This is a genomic window from Streptomyces sp. NPDC046977 (assembly GCF_040644455.1).
GTDB lineage: Bacteria > Actinomycetota > Actinomycetes > Streptomycetales > Streptomycetaceae > Actinacidiphila.
Genome location: NZ_JBEYWO010000038.1, coordinates 24,103 through 51,069 on the forward strand (window position 1 = coordinate 24,103; position 26,967 = coordinate 51,069).

Genomic DNA, 26,967 nt, shown 5'->3' on the forward strand with positions numbered 1-26,967 from the left:
TCATGCCTCGCTCTGCGAGCCGGAACGGGAACGGGCCACGACGGAGGAGGCGGTGAAGTTGACCACCAGCGTGAGCAGGAACAGCGCCAGGCCTGCCGCCATCAGCGCGGACATGCCGAAGTCGGAGGCGTCGCCGTAGTGGAGTGCGATCAGCGACGAGACCGAGTTGGCACCGGTCTGGAGAACGTGTGGCTGAATGGTGAAGACCGGCGAGATGATCAGGTAGACCGCGATGGTCTCGCCGAGCGCCCGGCCGAGTCCGAGCATGGTGCCGCCGATGATGCCGCCCCGCCCGTACGGCAGGACGACGGTGCGGATCACGCCCCAGCGCGTCGCGCCGAGCGCGTACGCGCCCTCCCGTTCACCCGCCGGGGCCTGGGCGAAGACCTCGCGCATCACGGAGCACTGGATCGGCGCCACCATCAGCGCGACCACGAGCCCCGCCACGAAGGACGAGGCGGTGTAGACGCTGCTGGAGGCGAGCGGTTCGCCCGGCTGCACGCCGTCCACGTGCAGGAACGGGATCCAGCCGAACCAGTCGGACAGCCAGCGCGACACGCCGATGACATGACCCTGAAGGAAGAACAGGCCCCACAGGCCGTAGACCACGGACGGCACGGCGGCCATCAGGTCGACCATCGCGATCAGCGTGCGGCGCATCCGGCGCGGCGCGACATCGGAGATGAACAGCGCGGTGCCGAGGGCCAGCGGCAGGGAGAAGAACACGGCCACGACGGCGATCAGCAGCGTTCCGGTGAGGACCGCCGCGATGCCGAAGTGGTGGACGTCGGGCTGCCATGCGGCCGTGGTGAGGAACGACAGGCCGGTCGCCTTGAGCGCCGACCCGGCCCTCAGCAGCAGGAAGAGGCCGACCGCGGCCATGATCGCGAGCACGGTCGTGCCGGCCGCCGTCAGCTGCCAGCGGAAGACGCGGTCACCGGTCCCGCGGGCCGAGTCCTTCGGGCGCGGCGGAGCGCTCTCCGGCTCCGGTCTGACCGGCTCCACTCCCGCCGTTGCGGTTGACATTGCTGCGCCCCTCCCTCGATTACGCCATCTACGGGCGTAGTTCCCGGCAGATTCAATGGGGGGTGCATGACGTCGGAGGCGTTCACAAGTGATGAAAATGTGAACAGTACGTGTTCTACAAACGTGGGCCGCGTGGAAGTACCGCAGAGGGGGTTGCAAGTGAACGGGCGACCGTAGCGGAACGTCCCGCACCGGCGCCAATTACGTTCACGGGTGGGTGAAATGTGGCGACTCGACTGGCTCCGGACCCGTCCGGCGGAGCACTCTGCTGGGCACGTGCCCATCGCCCCGCCTTCCGGGGTGTCCTCGTCGGCGCGCCCCGCCCACCCCCGCCCCCGATGCCGGAGTCCCCACCCCCTCCATGACCCAGCTGACCCCGCCCCCGCCCCTCACCACCCTTGACGCGCGCTCCGCGGCGGGTCTCGTACGGCGGTGGCGCAAGGCGGTGGACCCGGACGAACTCGCCCGCGCCTACGACGCGTTGGCCGAGGCCGGCCCGCTCGTGCCGACATCCTGGGGCGCCCTCCTGGTCACCGGCCACGAGGACTGCCGGCAGGTGCTCGCCGACCGGGTCTGGCGCACCCTCGGCGCCGGCTGGCGCGACACCCACCGCCCCGGTTGGCGGAGCAGCCCCGGCACGGTGGGGCTGTGCGAGACGCCGCTGCAGCAGGACCCGCCCGAGCACACCGCGCGTCGCCGCCCGCTGAACACCGCGCTGGCCCCCCGCGCGATGCGCGAGGCCGCGGAGCACCTCGTGGAACCCCTCGTCGCCCGGTACGTCGGCCGGTTCGCCGCGGCCGTGCGGCGCGACGGCAGCGCCGACGTGGTCGCCGAGGTGTGCCGCCCGCTGCCCACCGCGGTGCTCGCGGGGCTGACCGGGCTGCCGCCCGAGGTCGACCGGGCCTGGCTGGCCGCCGAGAGCGCCGCCATGGTGCGCGTGGAGGAACTGGCCGCGCCCCCCAGCGTGGTGCGGCGCGCCGATGCCGCGGCTGTGGCATTGCTCGCCTGCTACGACCGCGTCCTGGCCGAACGCCTCCGGCGCCCCGCGGGCGACCTGCTGTCCCGGTGGGCGGCCGAGGACCCGCACGGGGCCCGCTACCTGCTGCTCACGCTGTTCTCCGCGGGGGTGCCGACCACGGCGGCCCTGCTGGCCTCGGTGGCCCTGGCCCTGACGACCCGGCCGCTGCTTGCCGAAAGGATCCGCCAGGACCCCGGATTCGCCGAACGGCTCACCGACGAGGTCCTGCGCTGGGACCCGCCCGGGCGCGTCGTGACCCGGGTCGCCGCCGCCGGCACCGGACTCGCCGGCCGCGACCTGCCCGCCGGGCAGGTCGTCCACGCCCTCATCGGCGCCGCCCACCGCGATCCGCTGCACTTCCCCGACCCGCACGCCTTCGACCCCGACCGGCCCCCGCGGCGGCTGCTCGCCTTCGGCACCGGCCTGCACTACTGCCTCGGGTCCCACCTGGCCCGTACTCAGGCGGTCGCCTTCGCACGGTGTTTCGCCCGCGCGCTGCCGGGAGCGCGGGCCGCGGCACCGCCGGAGCGCCATCGCGGACCGAGCATGGCCGACATCGCCCGCCTTCCCGTCCACTCGGCAACGGAGATGGAGCCGTTGGCCTCCTCCCCGCCCTGAAGGGCCGGGATTCCCGGCTCACGCGGGCTGGGGACCAGCGGTCCGCCGGCGCCTGCACGATCGGCACCGCCCGGGCCGGCACCGGCCCGGACCGGCACCGCACGGGCGGAGTTCCCGTCCCCCAGGGACACGGCTCCGCGCGCGGTGCAGGCGCAGCCGCCCTCACTGACAACGAAAGAGAGCGCAGGTCAGAACAGATGCGCAGAGAACTCCGCCGCTTCACGCCCCCGACCGGGGGACCCGTTCCTCCCCGTCCTGACGGCGCCGGCACCCCGGGAGAAGACAGGTGACCGACATCCAGGACGCCACCGACGTGTTCGACAAGGACCTGTCCTCGTCCACATTCGTCCGGGCCATGGAGACGACCGGTATCCGGCCCTTCTACCGGCCGATGCACGCCTCCGCCGACGGCGAGGCCCTGGTCGAGGGCCGCCCGGTGGTCATGGCCGGCTGCAACGACTACCTGGGCCTGTCCACCGACCCGCGGGTCACCGCGGCCGCCGCGCAGGCACTGACCCGCTACGGCGCCTCCTGCTCCGGGGCCCGCACCCTCAACGGCACCCTGCCGCTGCACGGCGAACTCGAGCGCCGCGTCGCCGACTTCCTCGGCACCGAGGCGGCCGCCGTCGTCACCACCGGTTTCCAGGCCAACCTCGCCGTCGCCGCCCTCCTCGGCAAGGGCGACATCGTCTTCAGCGACATGGCCAACCACGCCTCGCTCGTCGACGGCATCCGGCTCGGCGCCGCCCGCCGCGTCCTGTACCCGCACTCCGACACCGGGCACCTGGACACCCTGCTGGAACAGGCCACCGCCGCCGACCCGTCCGCGGGCAAGGTCCTCGTCACGGACGGCATGTTCTCCATGGACGGCGACCTGTGCCGGCTGCCCGAACTCACCGCGCTCGCCGCACGGCACCGCGCCCGGCTGATCGTCGACGGCGCCCACGACATCGGGCTGCTCGGCACCGGCGGCCGCGGTGTCGCCGAGCACTACGGACTGCTGGACCGGGTGGACCTGTTCACCGGGACGCTGTCGAAGTGCTTCGGCTCCACGGGCGGTTTCCTCGCCGGACCCGCCCACGTCGTCGACTACCTGCGCTACAGCGCCCGTTCCGTGCTGTTCTCCGCCTCCATGCCGCCGTCCGCACTGGCCGCGGGACTGGCCGCGTTCGACATCGCCGAGGCCGAACCCTGGCGCCGGCTGCGCGTCCTCTCGCTCGCCGACCGGCTCCGCGCGGGGCTCCGCGACCTCGGCTACGACACCGGGAACTCCGTCACACCCGTCGTGCCCGTGCTGATCGGCGACGCCGCCGACTGCGCCCGGATGTGGCAGGCGCTGTTCGACGAGGGCGTGTTCACCAACGCCGTCGGCGCCCCCGCCGTGCCGGAGGGACGCTGCGTCATCCGGGTGACCGTGCAGGCCACGCACTCCGACAGCCATCTCGGCCGGATCCTCGACGCCTTCGAGGCGGCCGGCCGCCGCGTCGGCCTGCTGCCCGCGCTCCCCCGTCAGGCGGCCACCCGATGAGCGCCCCCGCCGCCGCCCCGCACGCCGCCACCGGCGCACCCGTGCGCGTCTCCCCCGTCGACGGCCGGGCGGACACCACCGCCTTCATCCGCCTGCCGTACACGCTCCACCGCGACGACCCGCACTGGGTCGCCCCCCTGGAGCGGGAGATGCGCGCCTTCCTCGACCCGCGCCGCAACCCCACCTTCGACACCGCCGAGATCCGGCTGCTGCTCGCCCGGCGCGGCCGGACCGTCGTCGGCAGAATCGCGGTGATCTCCGAACCGCGCTACCAGGAACGGCACGACTTCACCTGCGGCCACTTCGGCCTCTTCGAGTGCGCCGACGACACCGAGGCCGCCGCCGCGCTGTTCGACGCGGCCGCCGCCTGGCTGGGCGAGCGCGGACTGTCCCGGATGCTCGGCCCGCTGAGCTTCTCGGTGAACGACGAGTGCGGAGTGCTGGTGGACGGCTTCGACGGGCCGCCCAGCGTCGGCATCCCGTACAACCCGCCCTACTACGCCCGGCTGCTGACCGACTGCGGCTTCGGCAAGGCCAAGGACCTGCTGTCGTGGCTGGTGCCGATGCCGGCCGACGGCGAACCGCCGGCCGGCATCCGCCGGGTCGCCGAGCGCACCCTGTCCGACCCCGCGGTCCGGGTGCGGCCCCTCGACCCGGACCGCTGGGACGAGGAGATGGCCGTCATCAAGGACATCTACAACGACGCCTGGGCCGAGAACTACGCGTCCGTCCCACTGACGGACCGTGAGTTCCGGCACATGGCCGACCGGCTGAAGCCCCTGCTCAAGCCCGAACTTGTGCGGATCGCCGAGGTGGACGGCGAACCCGCCGCCTTCACGATGTGGCTGCCCGACGTCAACCAGGCGCTGCGCGCCGCACGCGGCCGGCTCACCACCTGGGGGCTGCCAGTGGGGCTGCTGCGCGTCACCCGCGGCATGGGCCGCATCACCCGCGTACGCGGCGGGACTTCGGGCGTGCGCAAGGAGCACCGCAGCCGCGGGCTGGTGGCGGTCCTGCTCGCGGACGCGCAGCGCGCGGCGCACCGGCTCGGCTACACCGAGACCGACCTGTCCTGGATCCTGGAGGACAACCGCGGCTCCAACCGGCACGCGCAGGCCATGGGCGGCGTCCACTTCCGCACCCACCGGCTGTACGTGCGCGACGGCGGCCCCCGATGAGATACCTGGTCACCGGCGCGACCGGATTCGTCGGCGGTCACCTCGTCCGCCATCTCGCCGAACGCGGCGAGCAGGTCACCGCCCTGGTGCGCGACGGCCGCCGCGTGCCCGGCGCCCGGCTCGCCCCCGGCGACCTGCGCACCGGCGAGGGGCTCGACGACGCGCTGCGCGACGTCGACCGGGTCATCCACCTCGCCGGGGTCACCAAGTCCGCCGACCCGCGCGCCTACACCGCCGTCAACACCGACGGCACGCGGCGGCTGCGCGACGCCGTCGCCGCGCTCCCCGTGCCGCCGCGGCTGGTCTACTGCTCCTCGCTGGCGGCGTCCGGCCCCGGCCGACGGCGCCGCGCCGAGCAACTCCCCTCGCCCGTCTCCCTGTACGGGCGCAGCAAGCTCGGCGGCGAACTGGCGCTGCGCGAGGCGGCCGGCCGGGTGCCCGCCGTCACCGTCCGGCCGCCCATCGTCTACGGCCCCGGCGACCGGGAGTTCCTGCCCCGGCTGGTGGGCGCGGTGCGCACCGGACTGCTCCCCGCGGTCGGACGGCCCGGACCGCGGCACTACTGCCTCATCCACGTCGACGACCTGTGCCGCGCGCTGATCGCCGCGGCGGACCCGGCGACGGCCCCCGGCACCCATCACGTCTGCGACGGCACCGAGCACCGCTGGGACGACATCGGCGCCGCCGTCGCCGCCGTACTGCGCCGCCGCGCCCCGCGCGTCGTCCACGTCCCCGCGCCGCTGGCCGCGGCCGCCGCGCGCCTGGCCGGCCGCTCGTCGATGCTCAACCCCGACAAGGTGGCCGAGGCCCGCCACCCCGCCTGGACCTGCGCCCCGAGCGACACGCTGCCCTTCGGCCCCGCCACCCCGCTCGCCGAGGGGCTGCGCGCCTCACTGACGGGCTGATCCGTTCTCCGCACGCACACCCCGAGGAAGGGGGGACCGCCATGCGCCGTCGGCTGTCTCCGTACGAACGCGTCGTCTGGGCGGCGGGCGAACGCCTCCCGGTCAACATCGCCGCCGTGGCCCGGGTGACCGGCCGGACGACCGCCGCGCGCGTGCGCGAGGCCGTCGCCTTCGCGCGGGAGCGGCATCCGCTGCTCGGGGTGCGCGTGGCGGACCCCGGGTGGTGGCAGGCACGGCTGACGACCGTGGGCACCGGGGACCCGCCGGTGCGTGTGGTGCGGGCGACGGGGAACGGGGGGCCCGGCGACTGGTCCCGTGTGGTGGAGGAGGAGCTCCAGCGCCCGTTCGACACGTCCACCGGGCCGCTGGCGCGCTTCGTGCTGGTGGACGCCGGTGAGGCGTTCGACCTGGTCGCCGTCTTCCACCACCTCGTCGCCGACGCGGTCTCCGCGGGCGTGGTCGTGCGCGACCTGCTCACGCGGCTGGCCGCCGCCCCGGTCGCCGGCACCGACCCCGTCCTGGCCCCGCCCGCCGACCAGCTCGTCCCCGGCCCGCGGACCAGGCCCGCCGACCTGCTGAGGACCGCCCGCGCGCTGGGCGGGCCCGTGCCCGTGCCGCGCCCGCGCGGCGGGCCGCTGGTGTTCCACCCGTGGACGCTGGACCGGGAGGAGACCGCGCTGCTGCTCAAGCGGTGCCGTTCCGAGGGGACGACGCTGCAGTCCGCGCTGTGCGCCGCGTTCGCGCGGGCGGCGACCCCGGGCCGCCCCGCCCGCATCGCGGTGGCGGCCGACCTGCGCCGGGTGCTGGATCCTCCGCCGGGCGAGGCGGTCGGCCTGTACGCCGCCAGTTTCGTGATCTCCGCGGACGGCGGGGACGACCTGTGGACGGCGGCCAGGGAGGCGCGGACCGACATCCACGCCCGGCTCACCCCGGACGCGCTGCGGCCCCTCGTCCGCGTCTTCCGGCTGACCTCCGCCGTCCCGCACCGCGCGATCGGCGCGCTGCTGCGCCGCGGCGAGGAGCGCGGGCCCCGCTTCGACGTCTCCGTCAGCAACGCCAGGCTGCCCATCCCCGAGGAGTACGGGCCGCTGCGGCTGTACGCGGTGCACGGCGCCGCGCACACGAGCCTGTCCGGTGCCCCGCTCGTCATCGTGATCGGCTTCGGCGGGCGGCTGTTCTGCAGCGTGACGTCCACCGACGGGGAGGCCTCGGCGGACCTGTGCCGGCGGGCCACGGACCTCTTGCTCGACGGGGTCTGAACGACCGGCACGGGTACCGGGCGCCCTCAGCGGGTATCCGTCACTCGTGGCACGCACCGTCGGGGTCGAGGAAGAACTCCTCCTGGTGGACGCGCGGACCGCAGAGCCGCGGGCCGTCGCCGACGCCGTGCTGGACGGGGGCGGGCCGTGGGCCCGCGAACTCGTGGTGGAACTCCAGCAGCAGCAGCTCGAACTCAACACGTCACCGTGCGTGACGCTGGACCAGCTGCGGGGGGAACTGCGCACGTGGCGCCGCCGGGCGGCGCGGCTCGCCGCCGGGCAGGGCGTGGACATCGCCGCGCTCGGCACCTCGCCCCTGCCGGTCTCCCCGAGCCTGACCCCGCAGGGGCGCTACCGCAGGATGGCGCAGAGCTTCGGCCTCACCCTCCAGGAGACGCTGACCTGCGGTTGCCACGTCCACGTGGGCGTCGCCTCGGACGAGGAGGGCGTCGCGGTCATCGACCGCATCCGGCCCTGGCTGCCGCCGCTGCTGGCGCTGAGCGCGAACTCTCCGCTGTGGCAGGGCACCGACACGGGCTACTCCAGCTACCGCTACCAGGTCTTCGGCCGCTGGCCGACGGCCGGCCCGACCGCGGGCTTCGGGTCGGCCGCGGAGTACCACCGGGCGGTGTCCCGGCTGCTGGCCACCGGCATCCTGCTCGACCAGGGCATGGTCTATTTCGACGTCCGCCTGTCGGCGAAGTTCCCGACGGTGGAGGTCCGGATCTGCGACGTGTGCGTGGACTACCAGGACGCCGTGGTGCTGGCCGCGCTGGTGCGGGGCCTGGTGGAGACCGCGGCCCGCGAATGGGCGGACGGCCGCCCGGCCCCCGACCCCGGCCTCGACGTGCTCCGCCTGGCGTCCTGGCGGGCCAGCCGCTCGGGCCTCGACGGCGCCCTGCTCCACCCCCGCACGCACCGCCCCGCCGGCGCGCACGACGTGGTCGAGGCCCTGGTCTCCCACGTCGAGGGCGCGCTCAAGGACTCCGGCGACCTGTACGCCGTCCGCGCCGGCGTCGACCGGCTCACGACCCAGGGCACGGGTGCCCGACGGCAACGCGAGACGTACGCGCGGGGCGGCCCGGCGGCGGTCGTCCGCGAGGCCGTCACCAGGACCCGCGCCTGAACAGGCGCCCCACGGCGCCCGATCCCGGCGTAGGCGTGCTCCCCGTGCCGGCCAAGACCCACGGGCGGCGACGTGCCCACGCCCCGGGGCAACACAAACCCCGCACATGGGCGGCCCGACCGCAGTCGCCCACCTGGGCAGGACGGCGCCGCCGACATCGACACGCTCTACCGGGCATCCCGGCACCCGACGGCGCACGGGCTGCGACGTGCTCACCGCCAAGGCACAAATGCCTGTCGGCAACACCAGACCCGCGCCGCGGCAGCCCAGCGGCGGTCGCCCGCGAGGCCGTCACCCGCACCCGCGCCTGAGCAGGCGCCCCACGGCGCCCGATCCCGGCGTAGGCGTGCTCCCCGTGCCGGCCAAGACCCACGGGCGGCGACGTGCCCACGCCCCGGGGCAACACAAACCCCGCACATGGGCGGCCCGACCGCAGTCGCCCACCTGGGCAGGACGGCGCCGCCGACATCGACACGCTCTCCCAGGCATCCCAGCCCCACGAGGCCCGAGAGGGCACGGGCGTGGCCCTGCTCATGATCCAGGGCACCCGCACCCCCGCCGGAGCAGGCGCCTCACGGCGCCCGATCCCGGCGTGGGCGTGCTCCCCGTGGCGGCCAGGGCCCACGGGCGGCGACTTGCCCACGCCCCGGGGCGACACAAACCCCGCACACTGGGCGGCCCGACCGCAGTCGCCCACCTGGCACGGACAGCGCCGCACTCCCCCAGGCATCCCGGCAACCCAGCCCCACGAGGCCCGAGAGGGCACAGGCGTCGCCCTGCTCACGACCCAGAGCACCGGCGCCCGCCGCCAACGCGCGACATACGCGCGCGGCGGCCCGACCGCGGTCGCCCGCGAGGCCGTCGCCCGCACCCGCGCCTGACCCACACACCACGCGGCCCCGGCCGCCCGACATCGGCATCGACGCCCTCCCCGCACATCCCGGCAAGCCCAACCCCACGAGGCCCGACAGCACACAGGCGGCGACTTGCCCACGACCCAAGGCACAGATGCCTGTCGACAACACCAGACCTGCGCCACGGCAACCCAGCGGCGTTCGCCCGCGAGGCCGTCACCCGCACCCGTGCTGACCACGCGGTCCCGACCCCGGCGTTGACGCCCAGCGGGCCGGCCCCACGGAACCGACAGCCCGCCGGCGTCGACCAGCTCACATCCCCGGGGCGCCTACGCCCAGCCAACGATGCGCCCGGCAGCGTTCGCCCCACTCGGGCCTGACCGCACACCACGCGGCCCCCGAATGCGTGTACAGCCACCTGACCCCGGTCCCGGAGTCCCCGTCAGATCGCCGAGTTCCACCGCCGGACGCCGCACGAAGGCCGGCCGGGACACCTCGGCCTCCCTCCCGGGCCACGCCCAGTGACGCCGCCGCCGGCGTCCCGGCGGGCCGACCCGCGAGCACGCACGACATGATCGGGGTCCTGGTCTCCCAGGTCGAGGTCACGCGCACCCGAGCCTGACCACGCACCTCGCGGAACCCGGTCGTCGACGTGCCGCCCGCTGACATCCCGGCGGGCCGGCCCCATGGACCCGACGGCGCACGGGCGTCGACCGGCTCACGCCCCAGGCAACGGGGCACGTCAGCAACGCAAAGCCCGCGCACGCGGCAGCAGCCGCATCCGGGCGTGATCGGTCGGTCACCGCGCGCACGCGCGGAGCGGTATCGTCCCGGGGACGTGTGTGACGCCCACGCACATGCGGCGGACCGGGGGGACGGTGCATGAGCGACGCGCGCGCGGCGGTGGACCGGATGCTGACGCGCTTCGGGGTGTCCGCGCCGCCGCGCACCGACCGCATCGTCGCCGGTGCCGGGACGACCCCCGGCAGCCTGCTGCGGGCGGCCGGTGAACTGCTGCGCGCCGCCTGGGGCGGTGAGCGCCGGGCCGCGGCCGCCGCCGCGCTCGCGCTGACCGTGCTGGCGCTGGACACCGCGCCCCCGGACCACCCGCAGCGCGCGCGGCTGGTGCTCCATCTGCAGCTGGCCCAGCGTACTTTGGCGATGTACGGGGACTTCCGGACGGCCGCCGAGGTACGCCACCACCTTGCCGCGCAGGCCCAGCACCGTGCTCCCGGCGACCTGGTGGCGGTCGCCGCCCGCTTTCCGGGCCGGCCGGCGCAGCGGCCGTTCGCTCCGGCGGACCCGATCGAGGCGCGGGTGGACGCGCTGCTCGCGACGCTGCCGGCGGACGACCTCAGCCGCCCGGGGCTGCTGGCCGGACTCGCGCACGCGGCGCTGATCCGGTACGAGTGCGGCGCCACCGACGAGTTGCCCGCGCTCTGGCCGCGGGCCCGTGCCGCGTTCGAGGCGGCGTCGCCGGAGCATGTCGACGCCGCCGACGCGGGCCGGGTCGCGGTGCTCGCGGGCGTCGCCTGGGTGCGGGCCCGTCCGCGGGACCGGGCCGCCGTGGACGTGGCCGTGCGGGGCGGCCGGCTGGCCCTGGCCGCGATGCGGGGGCAGACGGCCGAGGGCGGTGTGCGCGACCGGCACGAGGTCCGCACCGTGCACTTCGCCCTGGCCGTCGCCCTGATGTGCTCCCTGCCGTGGGCGCCGGAACGGGCGACCGTCGACGAGGCCATGGAGCATCTGGAGGCCTACCGCGCCGAGGGCCTGCCGGACGACAACGCGGCCTACGAGATCAACATGGCCTCGCTGCTCGCCGCCCGCGCCGTCGTGGCGTGGGAAGCGGCCGACGCCGAGGCGGCCGGGCGGATGCTCGGGGAGGTCCTGCGGCGGCTGCCGCCGGGGCACCCGCTGCTGCCGCACGTCGCGGACAAGGCGGCCCGGGTGGGCCAACTGCACTCCGCGATCAGGCTGTTCCCCCGCTCGGTGGGCGCGGTGGCGGCGAAGTTCCTCCCGACGATGATGCGGGTCGCGCCCGCGCTGCCGCCGATGCAGGTGCGGACACCGCTGCCGCCGCCCGGCGCACGCACCGACGCTCCGCCGGACCCGCCCGGACCGGACGCGGGACCGGGCCCCCGGCAGCCGGCCGCGGCCCCGCCCTTCGCGGTTCCCGTACCGCCCGAACTCGCCCCCCTGGTGGAGGCGCTGGCACAGGGCCCCGGCACGGGGACGGCCTTCGACCCGGCCTTCGTGGCCGACGCCGAACGGAAACTGCGGGCGATCGTGGACGAGGCGGCGCCCGGCAGCCCCGAACGCGCCCAGGCCGCGGGCGTGCTGATGGCCGTCATCGCCATGCGGTGGTCGACGGACCAGGACCCCGCCGTCATCGAGGAGGCCGCGGCCCTCGGGGACCGCCTCCTCGGCGAAGTGCCGTACGGGTCCCGCGCCCACACCGACCTCGTCCTGGCCGCCGCGCCCTGGCAGCACCTGCGTGCCCTGATCTCGATGGACGCGGCCGCGCTGCGCGTCTGCTGCGAGGATCTGCGCGCCGCGCTCGACCGGCTGCCCGAGGACAGCCCGGCCCGCCTCGCCGGCGAGGTCGAGTACGCCAACGCGCTGACCAACCTCGCGGGCCTGACGCAGGATCCCGCCCGGGCCGCCGAGTCGCGGCGGCTGATCGCACGGGCCGACCGGCAGATCCGGGAGACCCCGGGCCTGGCGGACCTGCTGGGCGGCGTGGTGACGTCCTACAGCCAGTGGGCGGACTTCACCGACGCGACCGTGCGCGGCGACGCCGAGCAGGCGCGGGCGGCGGAGGCCGGGCTCGTGGAGGTGTTCGGCGGTGAAGTGCCGGCGGTGCGCTTCGAGTCGGCGCGGATCGCGATGGGCGACGCTCTGGAGCGCCAAGCCTGGGGCGACGCCGCCGACGCGGCGGAACGCGCCTTGGAGGTGCTGCCCCTGATGGCCTCGCGCGCGCTGGGCCGGGACGACCGCAGGACCCTGCTCGACCGGGCGCTGCTGGGCGGCCGCTACCCGGTCGCCCACCTGGCCGCGGACGGCGCCGCCGAACCGGGCGCCGCGGGACGCCCGGACCCGCTGACCGGCACCAGTCTCAGCCGTACGGGCTGCGCGGCGGCCGTCGCCGCGGGGCGTCCCGCGCAGGGGCTCGCCCTGCTGGAACAGGGCCGCGCGGTCCTGATGAACCAGGACCTGGAGGGCCGCGCCGACCTCGGCGCCCTCGCCGCGGCGCACCCGGCGCTGGCCGCGGAGTTCCGCACGCTCGCGGCGCGGCTGCGGCGGTCCGAGACGCCCGACGAGCCGGACCCGGCGAACACCGTGGACCCGGCGGGCACCGGGACCCCTGGATACCTGGAACGGCACGTCGCGGCGGCCCAGTGGGAGGCGCTGCTGATGCGGGTGCGTGCCCGTCCGGGATTCGAGCGCTTCCTGCTGCCGCCGAGCGAGGAGGAGATGCGGGCCGTCGCCGCGGAGGGCCCGGTCGTCGTGGTCAATGTCGACCGGTTGCGCTGCGACGCGCTCGTCGTCACACCGGAGGGGATCACCGCCGTACCGCTCCGCGATCTGACGGAAGGTCAGCTGGCCCTGCGGGCGCAGAAGTTCCTGGCCGCGGTGAACCTGCGCCATGACGCGCCCCGCGCGGAGCGGGAACGCGCGCGCGAGACCGTCCTGGACACTCTCGCGTGGCTCTGGCACACGACCGCCGAGCCGGTGCTGCGCGCGCTCGGCCGCACACGGCCGCTGCCACCGGACGCGCCCGCGGCGGACCTGCCGCGGCTGTGGTGGTCCGCCTCCGGTCCGCTCGCGTATCTGCCGCTGCACGCGGCCGGGTTGCAGCGCAAGCACGAGCTCGCGGAGCGCCGTACCGTCCTCGACCGCGTCGCGTCCTCGTACACCCCCACGCTGCGCGCCCTGCGGCACGCCCGCCGGGCCCCTTCGGGCCGTACAGGGGGCCGGCTGCTCGCGGTCGGCCGGCCGACCGGGCGGGGAGGTTCGGCGGGCGCCTCCGGTCACGAGATCGCCGCGATCTCCGACGCCCTGGGCGGCGTACGGGCCCTGGAGGGCGAGTCCGCGACGCCCGGACGGGTGCTGGAGGCACTGCGCACCGCGCGCTGGGTGCACTTCGCCTGCCACGGCGTCAGCGACGCTGCCGACCCCTCCGCCAGCCACCTCGCGCTGCACGGCGGGACGCTCAGCGTCGGCGACGTCTCCCGGCAGGAGCTGCGCTACGCCGAGCTCGCGGTGCTCCTGGCCTGCCACACCGCCCATTCCGGCCCGCTGCCCGACGAGGCGGTCCATCTGGCCTCCGCCTTCCAGGTCGCGGGATACCCCCAGGTCGTCGGCGCCCTCTGGGAGGCCGCCGACGCCGCCTCCGCCGTGCTGGCCGGCCGCCTCTACGCGGCGCTGCGGGCGCCCGTCGCGGGTGCCGTCGCCTCCCTCGACACCGGCCGCGCGCTCAGCCACCTCACCCGCGCGCTGCGCACCCGGTACGCCCGCTCGCCCGAGGCCTGGGCCGGCTTCGTCCACATCGGCCGGTGAGGCCCGAACCGGCACGCGTAACGCGCCGTCACCGCCGGCGGCGCAGCAGCAGGTCGAGTTCCTCCCAGGTCACCGGCGCCACCGGTCCCGGCGGTACGGGGAGGCCGGCCGCGCGGGCGACGGACCGCATGCGGAGGTCGACGAGCGCGTCGGCCAGGTCGGCCAGGACGAAGAGGCGCTCGCGCCCGGTCCGCCACGCCGCGGCCATGACGACCGCTCCGGCGATCAGCGCGGGCCACCACCAGGTCGCCGCCGCGAGCAGGACGTAGAGCTGGCCCCACGCGGACAGCCGGGCCGCCGCGTCGAAGGAGGCGGCGGCCGCGCGGATCTCCGCGCGGTCCGGCTCGGGCGCGGCGAGCCACAGCCTCGGCCACAGCGTCACGAAGGGCACGCCGTAGTACTCCCCGACGCGGTGCTCCAGGGCGTGGATGCGGTCCCCCATGCGGGTCGGCCGGGCCGGCGGCACCAAGGAGATGCCGTCCCGGCGGGCCTCCGCCGCGTGGGCGGCGGCGAGTTCGGCCGGGTCGCCGCCGGCCTCGTAGCGCCGGATGTGCTCCGCGACCCGCTCGTCGGCACGGGCACGCCGGACACGCCGCCGGCGGACCAGGCGCTCGCCGGTGCCGCCCGGCCACGGCCCGAGCCACAGCAGCCGGACGCCGTGCGCGAGCAGTTGCACGACGAGCCCGGGGACGACGGCGAGCAGCAGCAGGGCGACCAGCACGAGGAGGACCCCGGCCGCGCCGTGGCCGTCGGTCCAGCCGGCCAGGCGTTCCACCTCCCGCAGCAGCCGCGCGGCGTCGAACGGCCGTCCGGCGCCCAGCACATGGGCGGCCCAGGCGGTGCCGAGGAAGAGGATGCCGGGCAGGGCGAGCAGGGCGACCCAGCGCTCGGCGAGCTTGCCGCCGATCGCGTCCAGCAGGCCGGACACCGCTAGTACCGCACGCGTCGGAGTTCGGCGCCCCAGACCGCGCAGCGCGGTGCGGAGACGGACGCCGTGGGGTCCTCGCTCCGCGAGCACGTCCCGCGCGGGCAGCGGTAGCGGACGATGCCGCCGCCCCCGCCGGCGAGCCCCGGCACGGTGACGTACGACCCGCTGTCGCCGCGCCCTCCGTCCAGGCGGACACCGAGCCGTGTGGCCAGGTCGCCCACGACGACGGGATCGCCGCGGCCCTCGCGGACGGCCTCCGCCACCGCCTCGACCTCGGCCGCCTCGTCGGGGTCGGCGAGCGCGGTGCGCCGCAGCTCCGGCAGCGCCTCACAGAACGTCATCACTGTGGCCTCGTCCACCGGCCCAGGGTACTGATCTGCGATCATTGCCGTATGGCGTTCACCGAAGAGCTCGCGCGGGCGGTGCTCGCGGCGGACGGGCACCATGAGGCGAGGCTGATCGCGCTCGGCGAGAACGCGGTCTTCGAACTCGCGGGCGGCGCCGCCGTCGCGAAGGTCGGCCGCGGTCCCGAACTGCTGGAGCGGGCCGCCCGCGAACTGCGGACGGCGACCTGGCTCGCCGCCCACGGGGTGCCCGCGGTGCGCGCGGCGGACCCGGAGGCCCGGCTCGTGGACGGCCACCCGGTGACGTACTGGGAGCGGCTGCCGGACAGCGTGCGCCCCGCGGAGCCCGCCGACCTGGCCGCACTGCTGCGGCTCGTGCACGCCCTGCCGGAACCGGACTTCGCCCTGCCCCGCCGCGATCTGCTGGACGGGGTGGAGCGCTGGCTGCGCCTCGCGGGCACGGCGATCGACCCGGCCGACGCCGCATATCTGCGCGAGCGGCGCGACGGGTTCGCCGCCGCGGCCGCCGCCCTGACGCCGCACATCGCGCCGGGCCCGATCCACGGCGACGCGCTGCCCCGCAATGTCCACGTCGGCCCGCGGGGGCCGGTGCTGGTCGACCTGGAGACCGTCTCCAGCGATCTGCGCGAGCACGACCTGGTCGTCATGGCGCTCAGCCGGGACCGCTACGGCCTCGACCCGGCCGCCTACGACGCCTTCACCGCCGCCTACGGCTGGGACGTCCGCACCTGGGAGGGCTGCGCCGTGCTGCGCGGCGCCCGTGAGACCGCCAGCTGCGCCTGGGTCGCCCAGCACGCGCCCGGCAACCCGGCGGCTCTGGCCGAGTTCGAGCGCCGCGTCGCGTCCCTGCGCGACGACGACCCGGCAGTGCGCTGGCACGCCTTCTAGCCGACGCCGGGCACCCGATGCTCCGTCAGGCAGGCTCGCGCAACGGCCAGCGCGTGTCGATCTCGACCTCGGGTGCGCCGCCCTGGCGGACCAGCCAGCGCTGGTAACCCTCGGCCCAGTCGGCGTACCAGCCGATCTGGGACCGGTGCAGTTCGCGCAGGCCGCTCGCGGCCGTCGGATAGCGCTCGGCGATGGCGCAGGCGACCCGGACGGCCGCCAGCGCGTCCGCGCTCGCCTCGTGCGCGTCGTCGAGGGTGACGCCGTACTCGCGGCAGGCGGCCTCCAGATTCCGCTTGCCCTTGCGGTAGCGGTCGAGCGTGCGGTCCATGACCAGCGGGTCGACGACGGGGCCGACCTCGCCGCCCAGCCGTTCCTCCAGGGAGGGCAGCTGGTGCCTGCGCAGCTCCGCCGCGAGCAGACTGAGATCGAAGGGCGCGTTGTAGACGACGACGGGCACACCGGCCGCCCAGTGCGCGACGAGGGCGTCGGCGATCTCGTCCACCGCCTCGGCCGCCGGCCGGCCCTGCGCGGCGGCGTGCTCGCTGCTGATGCCGTGGACGGCGGTGGCCTCGGCGGGGATGGGGACGCCGGGGTCGACGAGCCAGCCCAGGTGGCGTATCGGCTCCCCGTCCCTGACCTCGGTGACGGCCGCCGTGACGATCCTCGATCCGAGCGGGTCCGTGCCCGTCGTCTCCAGGTCGAAGCCGACCAGCAGTTCCCGGTGCCATCCCATGGCCATTGGCGTACGTCCTTCCCGCGGTTCCCCCGTGTGCTGTGCCATCATCCCGTGCGCCACTGACAGTCCCGCCGCCGGGCGTCGGGAGCGGGGCCTCAGGAGACCGGCCGGGAGTCCCCCCACACGCCCTCGAACTCCTCGCGGTAGATGCCGAAGAGTCCCTGTTCCACCTCGGCCGCCTCGCCGTCCTTGGTCTGCACGAGGTCGCGGGGGCCACCGCGCAGGATGATCACCGGGGACTCCATGCCCCGGGCCTTGCGCAGGTACGACTGGACCACCGCGACGCCGTTCGCGGTGTCGCCGTCCACCAGGTAGGCGGTGAAGCGGGGGGTCTCGTCGAAGACCCGGATCTCGAAGGCGCCGGGGTCGCGCAGCCGGGCCCGGACCCGGCGCATGTGCATGATGTTCATCTCGACGGAGCGGCTCAGCTCCCCCCGGCCGAGGCCGAGTTCGCGCTCGCGCCGGCGGACCGAGCTGCTGGCCGGGTTCAGGAAGAGCAGCCGCATGCGGCAGCCGGACTCCGCCAGCCGCACCAGCCGCTTGCCGGAGTAGTTCTGCACGAGCAGGTTCAGGCCGATGCCGACGGCGTCCAGCCGCCGGGCGGCCCCGAACAGGTCCTCGGCCGGCAGCTGGCGCTGAAGGCGGACCCGGTCCGGGTAGACCCCGACGACATCGGCGTAGCGGTCGGCGACCAGTTCCTCGACGGCGTCCACCGGCAGCCGGTCGGCGGACGGGTAGCCGGGGCCGGAGCCGAGCACGTCGAGCAGCCGGGCGGCGGCCCGTTCGGCCTGGTCCAGGACGGTCCGGGACAGCGCGCGGTTGCGCGAGACGACGTGCCGGGCCACCTCCAGCTCGTCCAGGGCGAGTTCGAGTTCCCGGCGGTCGTCGAGGTAGGGCTCGAAGCACGGCCAGTGCTGGACGACCAGCTCGCGCAGTTGCGGCAGGGTCAGGAAGCTGAGGATGTTGTCGTCGGCGGGGTCGAGCAGGAAGCCCTTGCGGCGGCTGACCTCGCGCACGGCGGCGGCGCGCTGGACCCATTCGTGGCCGGCGGGGCCCGCGGCGGCGACCACCCACTCCTCGCCGTGGACGGGCTCGTAGATGGGGCGCAGGACGGCGTTCACCACGGCCCGGAGCCGCTGCTCGACCAGATTCAGCCACACATAGGCGCGCCCGGCGCGGCGGGCGCGGGTGCGCACCTCGGCCCACTCGTCGGCGCCCCAGTCCAGTTCCGCTCCGATCTCCAGCGGCAGTGCCAGGGACGCGGTTCCGGTGCCGTTCCCCTCGCCGATGCCGCCCTGGTCCCCCTGATCACCACCACCAGGGAGCACCAGACCTCCCGACATCACGACTGCACCCGCCTTCCCGCCCCCGTACACGATCAAGGAAGGGTACTGCGGGGCGGGGGGCGGTGCAGCCGTAACGACGCTACTTCACCACATGCTTACTCGCTTCACCGGCCAATGCCCCTAGTGCGCCTGGCCGTTGTGACCGGTGAGGTCGTCCGGCGTGAGCGGGCTCATGGCGGTGACGTCCCGGGGGACGAGCTGGAAGCCCTGCCAGTGGATCGGCATGGGCGTCTGGTCCTCGTCGCGCGGGATGTGGTGGAAGCCGACGTTGACCCACATCACCGGGTGCGTGAGGGTCTCGCCGTTCGTCCATGTGTCCACCGAGGTGCCCCGGCCGTTGCAGGCCGGGTCGCTGTTGCCGCTGGCCAGTTGCTCGCAGGCGCGGTACTGGGTGACGTACACGTCCTTGGAGGTGTAGGGGTGCGCGTCGTAGTGGTCGGAGTGCTGCTGGACCAGTTCCCAGGAGCGCGGGTGCCCGTCGGCGTTCCTGCCGGCCGTGGAGACCACGCGCCACCAGCGGCGCAGCGCCGAGGTGGCGGCGAGTTCCTTGGCGACCGGGGTCCTGGTGGTCCTCAGGACGGCGGAGCCGCTGCCGCGTCCGGCCTTCTTGGTGTCGTACTGCTCGACCGTGGAGCGGGTCGAGCCGTCGGGGGCGAAGTCCAGCCGCCAGAAGACGGAGTGGTAGTGGCTGGTGGCGTGGTCGTGGCCGCCCTTGCCGATGGGCCAGCCGGTGCCCTCGCCGCTGTAGTCCGAGGGGGACAGGTCGCCGGTGGCGCCGACCTTGGCGGTGACGGTGCCGTCGTCGGAGAAGTTCCACTGGGTGACGTACTCGTACCAGCCGAGCTGCGAGACGGAGAACACCACCAGGTCGCTGCCCTGCTCGGTGTATTTCTTTGCGGTGCCCCGTTCGTCGAAGATGTCGCTGCGGTAGGCGTAGCCGCGCGGCGCGGTGGTGGTGCACAGCGCCTTGACGGTGCGTTCCTGCTGCGGGACGTACGCGGAGGAGATGGTGCCGCCGGGGCACTCCTCGGGGCCGATGTCGACGGCGGTGTTGCCGAAGCCGATGTCCGACAGGTCGTTGTACTCGGTCAGGCCGGAGTCGTAGGGCACGTTGACCTGGGCGAGTGCCGCGGAGTTCAGCACCGTGATCGGATGCGGTTCCCTGCGCGGCTGGTAGGCGATCTTCTCCAGGACCAGTCCCTTGGTGCCGCTGATGCGCCAGCACATGGTCCAGGTGGTGCCGCCCGGCAGCTTCTTGGTGATGGCGGTGGCCGTGCCGCAGCCGGCGGCCGCCCGGTCGGCCCGGGGGGCCGCCGCGGTGGCCGTGCCAGGGGTCGTCGCCGCGACGAGTGCGGGCAGGAGCAGGAGCGCCGAGGCCGTACCGAGGGCCCGGCGCACGGGGGAGGTGCGCATGGTTGCTGGGTCTCCGCTCTTAGTGGATCCGGCCGACGGTGCGGTCGCTGAGGTCGACGACGAACCTGGTCGTGTCGATCCACGGCCCGTCCTTCACCTGCGTGAACAGGCGTACGCACCGGTGCCGGCCGCACTTGCCCAAAGCGGCCGGTGCGGACTGCTCCGCGGTGTTGAAGGAGATGCCGCGCAGCCGCAGCTGGCCGGGCGAGGCGAGTGCGGTCCCCCGGGTCGCCGCTGCGAAGTCGGTCCGCAGTCCCGCGCCGAGCGGGTCCTTGATGAGCAGCGCGGCCGCCTCGGCGGTCTCGTCGGCCGAGGGAGGCGGCTGCATGCCGGTGGCGGTGTCGGTGTGCTCGACGGTGCCGGTGGTGAGGTTGACGGTCTTCTTCACGAGCCGGTCGTGCCCGTAGTCGTAGAACAGCACCTCGACCCGGCGGTCCTCGCCGGGCGGCGCGGCGCCGTCGCCCGGGTCCCCGGCCGAGTCCGTGCCGGCCGGGTCCGCGAGGTCGGTGTCGAGGTACTCGGGCCCCCGCCCGCCGTCGACGTCCTGCGCGCTGCGCAGACCGTCGCGCCCCAGGGCCATGGACTTCGCCCGGTCGACCTCGGCCTTGGTCAGGGGCCCTCGTCCGGTCTGCTGTCCGCCCTGGGGCGCCTGGATCTCCGTCACGCCGTCATGGGCGCCGCCGGTGCCTTTGCCGCTGCCGCCGTCCTGCTGCCCGGGCCCCTGCGACGGGGCGGCGGAGCCGGCCGTCGTGGAGTGGCCCTCGCCCGCGGACGCGGAGCGTGGCAGGGTCATGCCGACCATGACGGCGGTGGCGGCGACCGCGATGCCGGCGCCCCATAAGACGCGCCTGACGCCGCGTCCGGCCGCTCCCACTGTCCCCGTGGAGCGGCTTTCCCCCTGATCTGTCACGTAGGTCCCTCCTGTGTCGTACTGTCACCTGTTCAGATGACGCAAAGACGACCCAGGTTGCCCGCACCGAGCGGATTCTTGCGGCAGGCAGGGGAATTGGAACACTCGTACCGGGGAAGATCTCGGCAATAGCGTGCCATCGCGGGTGCGGGTGCGTGACGATGCCCTTTCGGCACGTTGTGACCGGGGGTGCGGCCTACCGGCGCCCGGCAGTGAAGTGGAAGAGTCGACGACATGCAGGTCTGGCCGGGTCAGGCATACCCCCTCGGCGCCACGTACGACGGCGCCGGCACCAATTTCGCGGTCTTCTCGGAGGCGGCGGAGCGGATCGAGCTGTGTCTGCTGCACGACGACGGGTCGGAGACCGCCGTCGAGCTGCGTGAAGCCGACGCCTTCGTCCGCCACGCCTATGTGCCGGGCATCATGCCCGGGCAGCGGTACGGCTTCCGGGTCCACGGGCCCCACGAGCCGACCCAGGGCCACCGCTGCAACTCGGCCAAGCTGCTCCTGGACCCGTACGCGAAGGCGATAAGCGGCTCGATCGACTGGGACGAGGCGGTGTACGGCTACCGGTTCGGCCAGCCCGAGTCCCGCAACGACCTGGACTCGGCGCCGCACACGATGTCCTCCGTCGTGGTGAACCCGTACTTCGACTGGACCGACGACCGCAGCCCGCGCATCGACTACCACCGCACCGTCATCTACGAGGCGCATGTGCGCGGCCTGACGATGCTCCACCCCGAGCTGCCGGAGGAGATCCGCGGCACCTATGCGGCGCTCGCCCATCCGGCGGTCATCTCGCACCTGGTGGAGCTCGGCGTCACCACGCTGGAACTGATGCCGGTGCACCAGTTCGTCCACGACCACCGTCTGGTGGACGAGGGCCTGCACAATTACTGGGGCTACAACACACTCGGCTTCTTCGCCCCGCACAATGCGTACTCCTCGATGGGCGACCGCGGGCAGCAGGTGCTGGAGTTCAAGACCGCGGTGCGGGCGCTGCACAAGGCGGGCATCGAGGTGATCCTCGACGTGGTCTACAACCACACCGCCGAGGGGAGCCACCTGGGACCCACCTTGTGCTTCCGGGGCATCGACAACGCCTCCTACTACCGGCTGGCCGACGACCCGCGCTACTACACGGACACCACGGGCACCGGGAACTCGCTGCTGATGCGCAGCCCCCACGTGCTCCAGCTGATCATGGACTCGCTGCGCTACTGGGTCACCGAGATGCACGTCGACGGCTTCCGCTTCGACCTCGCCGCGACACTCGCCCGGCAGTTCCACGAGGTCGACCGGCTGTCGTCGTTCTTCGACCTGGTGCAGCAGGACCCGGTGGTCAGCCAGGTGAAGCTGATCGCCGAGCCGTGGGACGTCGGCGAGGGCGGCTACCAGGTGGGCAACTTCCCGCCGCTGTGGACCGAGTGGAACGGCAAGTTCCGCGACACGGTGCGCGATCTGTGGCGCGGCGAACCCGCCACGCTCGCCGAGTTCGGCTCCCGGCTGACCGGCTCCTCCGACCTCTACCAGGACGACGGCCGCCGCCCGCTCGCCTCCATCAACTTCGTCACCTGCCACGACGGCTTCACCCTGCGCGACCTGGTGTCGTACAACGAGAAGCACAACGAGGCCAACGGCGAGAGCAACCGGGACGGCGAGAGCCACAACCGCTCCTGGAACTGCGGCGCCGAGGGCGACACCGACGACGAGGGCGTGCTCGCGCTGCGCGAGCGCCAGATGCGCAATTTCATCGCCACCCTGATGCTCTCCCAGGGTGTGCCGATGATCTCCCACGGCGACGAGTTCGGCCGCAGCCAGCAGGGCAACAACAACGCCTACTGCCAGGACAACGAACTGGCCTGGGTGCCCTGGCCCAAGGAGGGCGACGTCACGACCGAGCGGCTGCACGAGTTCACCCGCCAGATGGTGTGGCTCCGCCGCGACCACCCGGTCTTCCGGCGCCGCCGCTTCTTCCACGGGCGGCCCATGGAGGGCACGCACGACGAGCTCTCGGACATCGCGTGGTTCACCCCTGAGGGTGAGGAGATGACCCAGGACGACTGGCAGGAAGCCCAGGCCAACGCCCTGGTGGTCTTCCTCAACGGCAGCGCGATCTCCGAACCGGGCGACCGCGGGGAGCGCATCGCCGACGACTCGTTCCTGCTGATGTGCAACGCCTGGCACGAGCCGCTGGACTTCGTGGTGCCGGTCAACCACGGCAAGGAGTGGCAGGTCGTCGTGGACACCCAGCGGCCGGAGGGCGTGCCGGCGGGCACCGGGCGCAAGGTGACCCAGGGCGACCGGCTGCGGCTGGCCGACCGGAGCATGGTGGTGCTGCAACGCCCGGCGTAACCGGCGTCCCGGTGTGATGGGCACACCGGTCGGCGGGGTAGGCAGAAAGCTATGACAGAAAGCGCCGCGACCCCGCCGACCGCTGTCGCCCCCGCCGTGCCGACGGCCACCTACCGGCTGCAGCTCCAGCCGGACTTCCCCTTCGCCGCCGCCGAGGCCGTCGTCCCCCATCTGGCCGCGCTCGGTGTCTCCCACCTCCACCTCTCCCCCGTGCTGCAGGCCGTGCCCGGCTCCACCCACGGCTACGACGTCGTGGACCACACCCAGGTGCGCGAGGAACTGGGCGGCGAGAAGGGTCTGCGGTCGCTGGCCCGCACCGCCCGGTCGCACGGCCTCGGCCTGGTGCTGGACGTCGTGCCCAACCACATGGCGGTGCCCGCGCCGGAGTACCTGGCGCGGCCGCTGTGGGAGGTGCTCCGGGAGGGCCCGCAGTCCCCGTACGCGCGCTGGTTCGACATCGACTGGGCCGCCCAGGGCGACCGGCTGCTGCTGCCCGTGCTCGGCGCGCCCCTGGAGGACGTCCTCGACGACCTGCGCGTCGAGCGGGACCGGGACGCCGGCGAACGCGTCCTGCGCTACCACGACCACGCGTTCCCGCTGCGGGCCGGCAGCGAGGAACTGCCGCTGCGGCGCCTGCTGGACGCCCAGTGGTACCGGCTGGCGTGGTGGCGGCAGGCCCGCTCCGAGCTGAACTACCGGCGCTTCTTCACCATCTCCGAGCTCATCGCCGTCCGCGTCGAGGACCCCGAGGTCTTCGCCGCCACCCACGCGACCCTGCTGCGGCTGCTGGACGAGGGCGTGGCCGACGGCCTGCGCATCGACCACCCCGACGGGCTCGCCGACCCGGCCGGCTATCTGCGGCGGCTCGCCGAGGCCTCCGCCGGCCGCTGGACGGTGGTGGAGAAGATCCTCACCGGCGACGAACGCCTCCCGGCCGGCTGGGCCTGCGCCGGCACCACCGGCTACGACGCCCTCGACCGCCTGGACGGGCTGTTCACCGACCCCGCCGGGGCCGAGGAGATCACCGGCTTCTACCGCACGTTCACCGGCGCCGCAGCCGACCGGGGCGGCCTGTGGGAGCCGACCGTGCGGGCCGCCGCGCACCGGATCGTCGTCCACGACCTGGCCGCCGAGGTGGACCGGCTGACCCGGGCCGCCGTCCGGGCCACCGGCGGCGACGAGCGGGTGCTGCGCGAGGCGCTCCGGGAGGTCCTCGTACGGCTGCCGCGCTACCGTCCGTACGTCGTGCCCGGCGAGCCGGCGCCCGAGGAGGACGTCGCGCTGCTGGAGGCGGCGGCCGAGGCCACGGGGCTGCCGGCCGCGGAGACGATCCGCGACCTGGCCCTCGGACGGTTCGGGAGCGGCGACGGCGACGGGGCCGCCGGGGAGGCGGGCGCCGAGGACGGCGGCGGCAGCGGGAGCGGTGGCGAGGACGCGGCCGACTTCGCCGTGCGCTTCGCCCAGGTCTCCTCCGCGCTGCGCGCCAAGTCCGCCGAGGACACCGCCTTCTACCGCTACTACCCGCTGCTGTGCCTCAACGAGGTGGGCCGCGACCCCGCCCGGCCCGCCACCTCGCCCGAGGAGTTCCACGCCTTCTGCGAACGGCTGCGCTCCGACTGGCCGCTGACCGGCACCGTGCGCTCCACCCACGACACCAAGCGCGGCGCCGACGTCCGCGCCCGCCTGGCCGCCCTCACGGAGCTGCCCGGCACCTGGGAGCGGTGGCTGACGGAGACGTCGGAGCAGCTGCGCGCGTACCTGACCGGCCGCGGGGTGCCGCTGCCCGAACGGCACGTGGAGTACCAGGCGTGGCAGTACGCCGCGGTCTTCTGCGACCCGGCCGCGGCGGACCTGGTCGCCGCCACCATGCTCAAGTCCGAGCGGGAGGCGGGCCTGCGCACCGCGTGGACCGACCAGCGCCCGGAGTACGAGCAGGAACTGACGGACTTCGTACGGGAGCTGGTCGGCGGCCCGTCCGCGTTCGCCACCGCGCGCATCGCGGACGAACTGGCGGCCCCGGAGCGGGTCAACGCCCTCGGCGCGCACCTGGCGCACCTGACCATGCCCGGCGTGCCGGACGTGTACCAGGGCGACGAGGAACGGCAGCTGCTGCTGGTCGACCCGGCCAACCGCGCACCCTACGACCCGGGCACGGCGGGCGGCCCGCCGAGCGAGAAGCGCCGCGTCACGGTTGCCGCGCTGCGGCTGCGCCGGGCCCGGCCCCAGTGGTTCACCGGCCCCGAGGCCGGCTACGAGCCGCTCTACGCACGGGGCGCGGCCGGCGCGCACTGCGTCGCCTTCGTCCGGGGCGGCCGCTCGCTGACGGTGGTCACCCGGCTCTCGCGGCGCCTGGCCGATGCCGGCGGCTGGCGCGGCACCGAACTGGTCCTGCCCGACGGGGTGTGGACCGAGGTGCTGACGGACCGCCGGTTCGAGGGCGTGCTGCCGCTGGAGACGCTGCTGGACCGGCTGCCCGTGGGACTGCTGGTGCGCGACATCGACAGCTGAGGGCGGGAGCCTGCCGCGCGGGGATGTCGGACCCCGCCGCTAGCGTTCTGCCCATGGACGCATCGCAGACCCTGCTCGCCCGCATCGAGAACGACCCGGCCGTGGTCGCGTACCTGGCGTGGCCGGGCGACTTCGACCTCGGCCGGCGCACGCCGGTGGAGGAACTGACCCTGCCCTCGGGCGATCCGCTGCGGCCGATAGCCGGGGACGGCGCGGGAGGCACGTACTTCCTGGTGGGCAAGGAGGGCGCGGCAGTCCGGCCGGTGCTCTACGCGGACTCCGAGGGCCAGGCGGCGCTGGTGGGGGCGAGCCTGGAGGAGGCGGTCGAGCTGGTGGTCGTGTGCCCGCTGTGGCGGGACGCGGCATCCGGCTTCCCGCTGCCCGAGCTGGAGGAGCAGATCCGCGCCGACATGCCGGACTTCGACCGGGTGCGGGCGGAGGTGGTCGCCGCCCTCGGGCTGACGCCGCCGCCCGCGGACGAGGTGGTGGCCCGCCTGCGGACGACCGCCGCGCGCACCGTGCCGGACTTCCTGCCGTACGTGGACCACGAGGACTACGGGCCCTACGAGCTGCTGATCGAGGGGTAGCACCGCGGACACCGACACCCGCGGTCCGTGCCGCTCCGTGCCGCTCCGTGCCGTGCTGTCAGGCCCCGGCCAGGCGGAAATGCATGGCGCCGAAGGTGACCCGGTCGCCGGGGCGGACGACGGTCGCGCCCATGACCCGGCGGCCGTTCACCCAGGTCCCGTTCATGGAGCCGAGGTCGCGCAGCACCCAGATCCCGTGCTCGTGACGCAGTTCGGCGTGCATGCGGGAGGCGGAGGAGTGGCTGAGGCGGAAGCCGCAGGACAGGTCGCGGCCTATGCGCAGCGGGACCGGCCCGGGCGCGGGGAAGAGCAGCGGTGGCAGTTTCTCGGCCTGCCAGGCGTCGCGGACGCGGACCTGCAGGGCGGAGACCTTCGCGACGCCGCGCTCCAGCCACCGCCCCAGCCGTGCCATCCGCCCCTCGGCGGCCGGGAGATCGGCGACGAGGGCGTCCAGCTCGTCGGAGCGGCCCGTCGTGAGGGCGAGTTCCACCCGGTGCAGGAAGGTGTCGTGCGAGAGCCGGCCGTCCACGGCACCCCCGCGCAGCACCTCGATGACACGCTCGCGCTCCGCCTCGGTGGGCCGTGGCGCGGGCGGCGCGGAATAGGTCGGGAACTCGTGGCTCACGTGCGTGATTGTCGGGCCGAATGCCCCGGGGTGTCCAGAAGCCCGCCGCCGACGCGCCGTTGACGGTCGTTCCGGCCCTCCGGCCCCGCCGGTCCGGGCCCAAAATACGGTGGACGTCGCGGAGTCGGCGCGGTTACGGTGCTCGCACGCCCTGGACCGAGGAAGGAGGCGGAAGCCATGCACCTGTTCACCGCACCGCGCTCCCGCCCCGTTGTCCGCAGGGCGATCTCCGTC

The 26,967-nt window shown here is 74.7% G+C and carries 19 protein-coding genes; 11 read left to right on the forward strand and 8 right to left on the reverse strand.

Annotated features, from left to right (window positions below):
- Entirely contained in the window at window positions 1-1,026 is a 1,026-nt protein-coding gene (gene pstC / locus ABZ883_RS37335) for a phosphate ABC transporter permease subunit PstC (RefSeq protein WP_360914621.1), read from the reverse strand.
- 361 nt (window positions 1,027-1,387) lie between these two features.
- Between pstC and ABZ883_RS37340 the strand changes: the two genes are divergently transcribed.
- The 7 genes from ABZ883_RS37340 (at window position 1,388) to ABZ883_RS37370 (ending at window position 14,072) form a co-directional block, all read left to right on the forward strand.
- Window positions 1,388-2,662, forward strand: a complete 1,275-nt coding sequence (locus ABZ883_RS37340; protein ID WP_360914624.1) for a cytochrome P450 — start codon at window positions 1,388-1,390, stop codon at window positions 2,660-2,662.
- Between the two features lie 286 nt (window positions 2,663-2,948).
- Window positions 2,949-4,190 (forward strand): aminotransferase class I/II-fold pyridoxal phosphate-dependent enzyme, encoded by a 1,242-nt coding sequence (locus tag ABZ883_RS37345; protein ID WP_360914627.1) that lies wholly within the window; start codon window positions 2,949-2,951, stop codon window positions 4,188-4,190.
- Window positions 4,187-5,368 (forward strand): N-acetyltransferase, encoded by a 1,182-nt coding sequence (locus ABZ883_RS37350; RefSeq protein ID WP_360914630.1) that lies wholly within the window; start codon window positions 4,187-4,189, stop codon window positions 5,366-5,368. The genes ABZ883_RS37345 and ABZ883_RS37350 overlap by 4 nt, the downstream gene beginning before the upstream one ends.
- Window positions 5,365-6,273 (forward strand): NAD(P)-dependent oxidoreductase, encoded by a 909-nt coding sequence (locus ABZ883_RS37355; protein WP_360914633.1) that lies wholly within the window; start codon window positions 5,365-5,367, stop codon window positions 6,271-6,273. The genes ABZ883_RS37350 and ABZ883_RS37355 overlap by 4 nt, the downstream gene beginning before the upstream one ends.
- A gap of 41 nt (window positions 6,274-6,314) precedes the next feature.
- A complete protein-coding gene (locus tag ABZ883_RS37360; protein WP_360914636.1) occupies window positions 6,315-7,532 on the forward strand; it encodes a condensation domain-containing protein in 1,218 nt (405 codons plus the stop codon).
- A gap of 46 nt (window positions 7,533-7,578) precedes the next feature.
- Window positions 7,579-8,658 carry a glutamate--cysteine ligase gene (locus tag ABZ883_RS37365; RefSeq protein WP_360914639.1) on the forward strand — a complete coding sequence of 360 codons (1,080 nt, stop codon included), beginning with the start codon at window positions 7,579-7,581 and terminating at the stop codon, window positions 8,656-8,658.
- A 1,736-nt stretch (window positions 8,659-10,394) separates the two neighbouring features.
- Window positions 10,395-14,072 carry a CHAT domain-containing protein gene (locus ABZ883_RS37370; protein ID WP_360914642.1) on the forward strand — a complete coding sequence of 1,226 codons (3,678 nt, stop codon included), beginning with the start codon at window positions 10,395-10,397 and terminating at the stop codon, window positions 14,070-14,072.
- Between the two features lie 28 nt (window positions 14,073-14,100).
- Here the strand turns inward: ABZ883_RS37370 and ABZ883_RS37375 are convergent, their stop codons facing one another.
- Together ABZ883_RS37375 and ABZ883_RS37380 are read right to left on the reverse strand one after the other, a co-directional pair.
- Window positions 14,101-15,000 (reverse strand): hypothetical protein, encoded by a 900-nt coding sequence (locus ABZ883_RS37375; protein ID WP_360914645.1) that lies wholly within the window; start codon window positions 14,998-15,000, stop codon window positions 14,101-14,103.
- 2 nt (window positions 15,001-15,002) lie between these two features.
- Complete coding sequence (locus ABZ883_RS37380) at window positions 15,003-15,359, reverse strand: hypothetical protein (protein ID WP_360914648.1); 357 nt, start codon at window positions 15,357-15,359, stop codon at window positions 15,003-15,005.
- Between the two features lie 33 nt (window positions 15,360-15,392).
- Between ABZ883_RS37380 and ABZ883_RS37385 the strand changes: the two genes are divergently transcribed.
- Window positions 15,393-16,253 (forward strand): aminoglycoside phosphotransferase family protein, encoded by an 861-nt coding sequence (locus tag ABZ883_RS37385; protein WP_360914651.1) that lies wholly within the window; start codon window positions 15,393-15,395, stop codon window positions 16,251-16,253.
- A gap of 25 nt (window positions 16,254-16,278) precedes the next feature.
- Here ABZ883_RS37385 and ABZ883_RS37390 read toward each other — a convergent pair whose 3' ends face one another.
- The 4 genes from ABZ883_RS37390 to ABZ883_RS37405 all read right to left on the reverse strand — a co-directional run bounded on the left by ABZ883_RS37390 (window position 16,279) and on the right by ABZ883_RS37405 (window position 20,541).
- Window positions 16,279-16,986, reverse strand: coding sequence for a 3'-5' exonuclease (locus ABZ883_RS37390; RefSeq protein ID WP_360914746.1), 708 nt, complete (start codon window positions 16,984-16,986; stop codon window positions 16,279-16,281).
- A gap of 98 nt (window positions 16,987-17,084) precedes the next feature.
- Window positions 17,085-18,332 (reverse strand): SAV2148 family HEPN domain-containing protein, encoded by a 1,248-nt coding sequence (locus ABZ883_RS37395; protein WP_360914654.1) that lies wholly within the window; start codon window positions 18,330-18,332, stop codon window positions 17,085-17,087.
- A 123-nt stretch (window positions 18,333-18,455) separates the two neighbouring features.
- Window positions 18,456-19,748 carry a copper amine oxidase gene (locus ABZ883_RS37400; RefSeq protein ID WP_360914657.1) on the reverse strand — a complete coding sequence of 431 codons (1,293 nt, stop codon included), beginning with the start codon at window positions 19,746-19,748 and terminating at the stop codon, window positions 18,456-18,458.
- Window positions 19,749-19,767: 19 nt separating this feature from the next.
- Window positions 19,768-20,541, reverse strand: a complete 774-nt coding sequence (locus ABZ883_RS37405) for a Tat pathway signal sequence domain protein (protein WP_360914659.1) — start codon at window positions 20,539-20,541, stop codon at window positions 19,768-19,770.
- Window positions 20,542-20,892: 351 nt separating this feature from the next.
- Here ABZ883_RS37405 and glgX point away from each other — a divergent pair, with 351 nt between their 5' ends.
- Genes glgX through ABZ883_RS37420 form a run of 3 tightly spaced genes read left to right on the forward strand, consistent with a single transcriptional unit; the run spans window position 20,893 to window position 26,108 of the window.
- Complete coding sequence (glgX, locus tag ABZ883_RS37410; protein WP_360914662.1) at window positions 20,893-23,013, forward strand: glycogen debranching protein GlgX; 2,121 nt, start codon at window positions 20,893-20,895, stop codon at window positions 23,011-23,013.
- A 51-nt stretch (window positions 23,014-23,064) separates the two neighbouring features.
- Window positions 23,065-25,521: a malto-oligosyltrehalose synthase gene (gene treY / locus ABZ883_RS37415; protein ID WP_360914665.1), complete on the forward strand. Its 2,457-nt coding sequence runs from the start codon at window positions 23,065-23,067 to the stop codon at window positions 25,519-25,521.
- Window positions 25,522-25,574: 53 nt separating this feature from the next.
- Window positions 25,575-26,108 (forward strand): hypothetical protein, encoded by a 534-nt coding sequence (locus ABZ883_RS37420; protein WP_360914668.1) that lies wholly within the window; start codon window positions 25,575-25,577, stop codon window positions 26,106-26,108.
- A gap of 58 nt (window positions 26,109-26,166) precedes the next feature.
- On the opposite strand, the gene ABZ883_RS37425 is transcribed toward ABZ883_RS37420, so the two are convergent.
- Complete coding sequence (locus ABZ883_RS37425) at window positions 26,167-26,733, reverse strand: DUF1707 and FHA domain-containing protein (RefSeq protein ID WP_360914671.1); 567 nt, start codon at window positions 26,731-26,733, stop codon at window positions 26,167-26,169.
- Between the last annotated feature and the right edge of the window lie 234 nt (window positions 26,734-26,967).

Bases quoted from the DNA above. Each gene is read 5' to 3' on its own strand.
- glgX (WP_360914662.1), top strand. From the start codon at position 20,893: ATGCAGGTCTGGCCGGGTCAGGCATACCCCCTCGGCGCCACGTACGAC.
- treY (WP_360914665.1), top strand. From the start codon at position 23,065: ATGACAGAAAGCGCCGCGACCCCGCCGACCGCTGTCGCCCCCGCCGTG.
- ABZ883_RS37400 (WP_360914657.1), bottom strand. From the start codon at position 19,748: ATGCGCACCTCCCCCGTGCGCCGGGCCCTCGGTACGGCCTCGGCGCTC.
- ABZ883_RS37390 (WP_360914746.1), bottom strand. From the start codon at position 16,986: ATGGGATGGCACCGGGAACTGCTGGTCGGCTTCGACCTGGAGACGACG.
- ABZ883_RS37350 (WP_360914630.1), top strand. From the start codon at position 4,187: ATGAGCGCCCCCGCCGCCGCCCCGCACGCCGCCACCGGCGCACCCGTG.
- ABZ883_RS37420 (WP_360914668.1), top strand. From the start codon at position 25,575: ATGGACGCATCGCAGACCCTGCTCGCCCGCATCGAGAACGACCCGGCC.
- ABZ883_RS37355 (WP_360914633.1), top strand. From the start codon at position 5,365: ATGAGATACCTGGTCACCGGCGCGACCGGATTCGTCGGCGGTCACCTC.
- ABZ883_RS37370 (WP_360914642.1), top strand. From the start codon at position 10,395: ATGAGCGACGCGCGCGCGGCGGTGGACCGGATGCTGACGCGCTTCGGG.
- ABZ883_RS37405 (WP_360914659.1), bottom strand. From the start codon at position 20,541: ATGACCCTGCCACGCTCCGCGTCCGCGGGCGAGGGCCACTCCACGACG.
- ABZ883_RS37360 (WP_360914636.1), top strand. From the start codon at position 6,315: ATGCGCCGTCGGCTGTCTCCGTACGAACGCGTCGTCTGGGCGGCGGGC.
- pstC (WP_360914621.1), bottom strand. From the start codon at position 1,026: ATGTCAACCGCAACGGCGGGAGTGGAGCCGGTCAGACCGGAGCCGGAG.
- ABZ883_RS37340 (WP_360914624.1), top strand. From the start codon at position 1,388: ATGACCCAGCTGACCCCGCCCCCGCCCCTCACCACCCTTGACGCGCGC.
- ABZ883_RS37395 (WP_360914654.1), bottom strand. From the start codon at position 18,332: ATGTCGGGAGGTCTGGTGCTCCCTGGTGGTGGTGATCAGGGGGACCAG.
- ABZ883_RS37385 (WP_360914651.1), top strand. From the start codon at position 15,393: ATGGCGTTCACCGAAGAGCTCGCGCGGGCGGTGCTCGCGGCGGACGGG.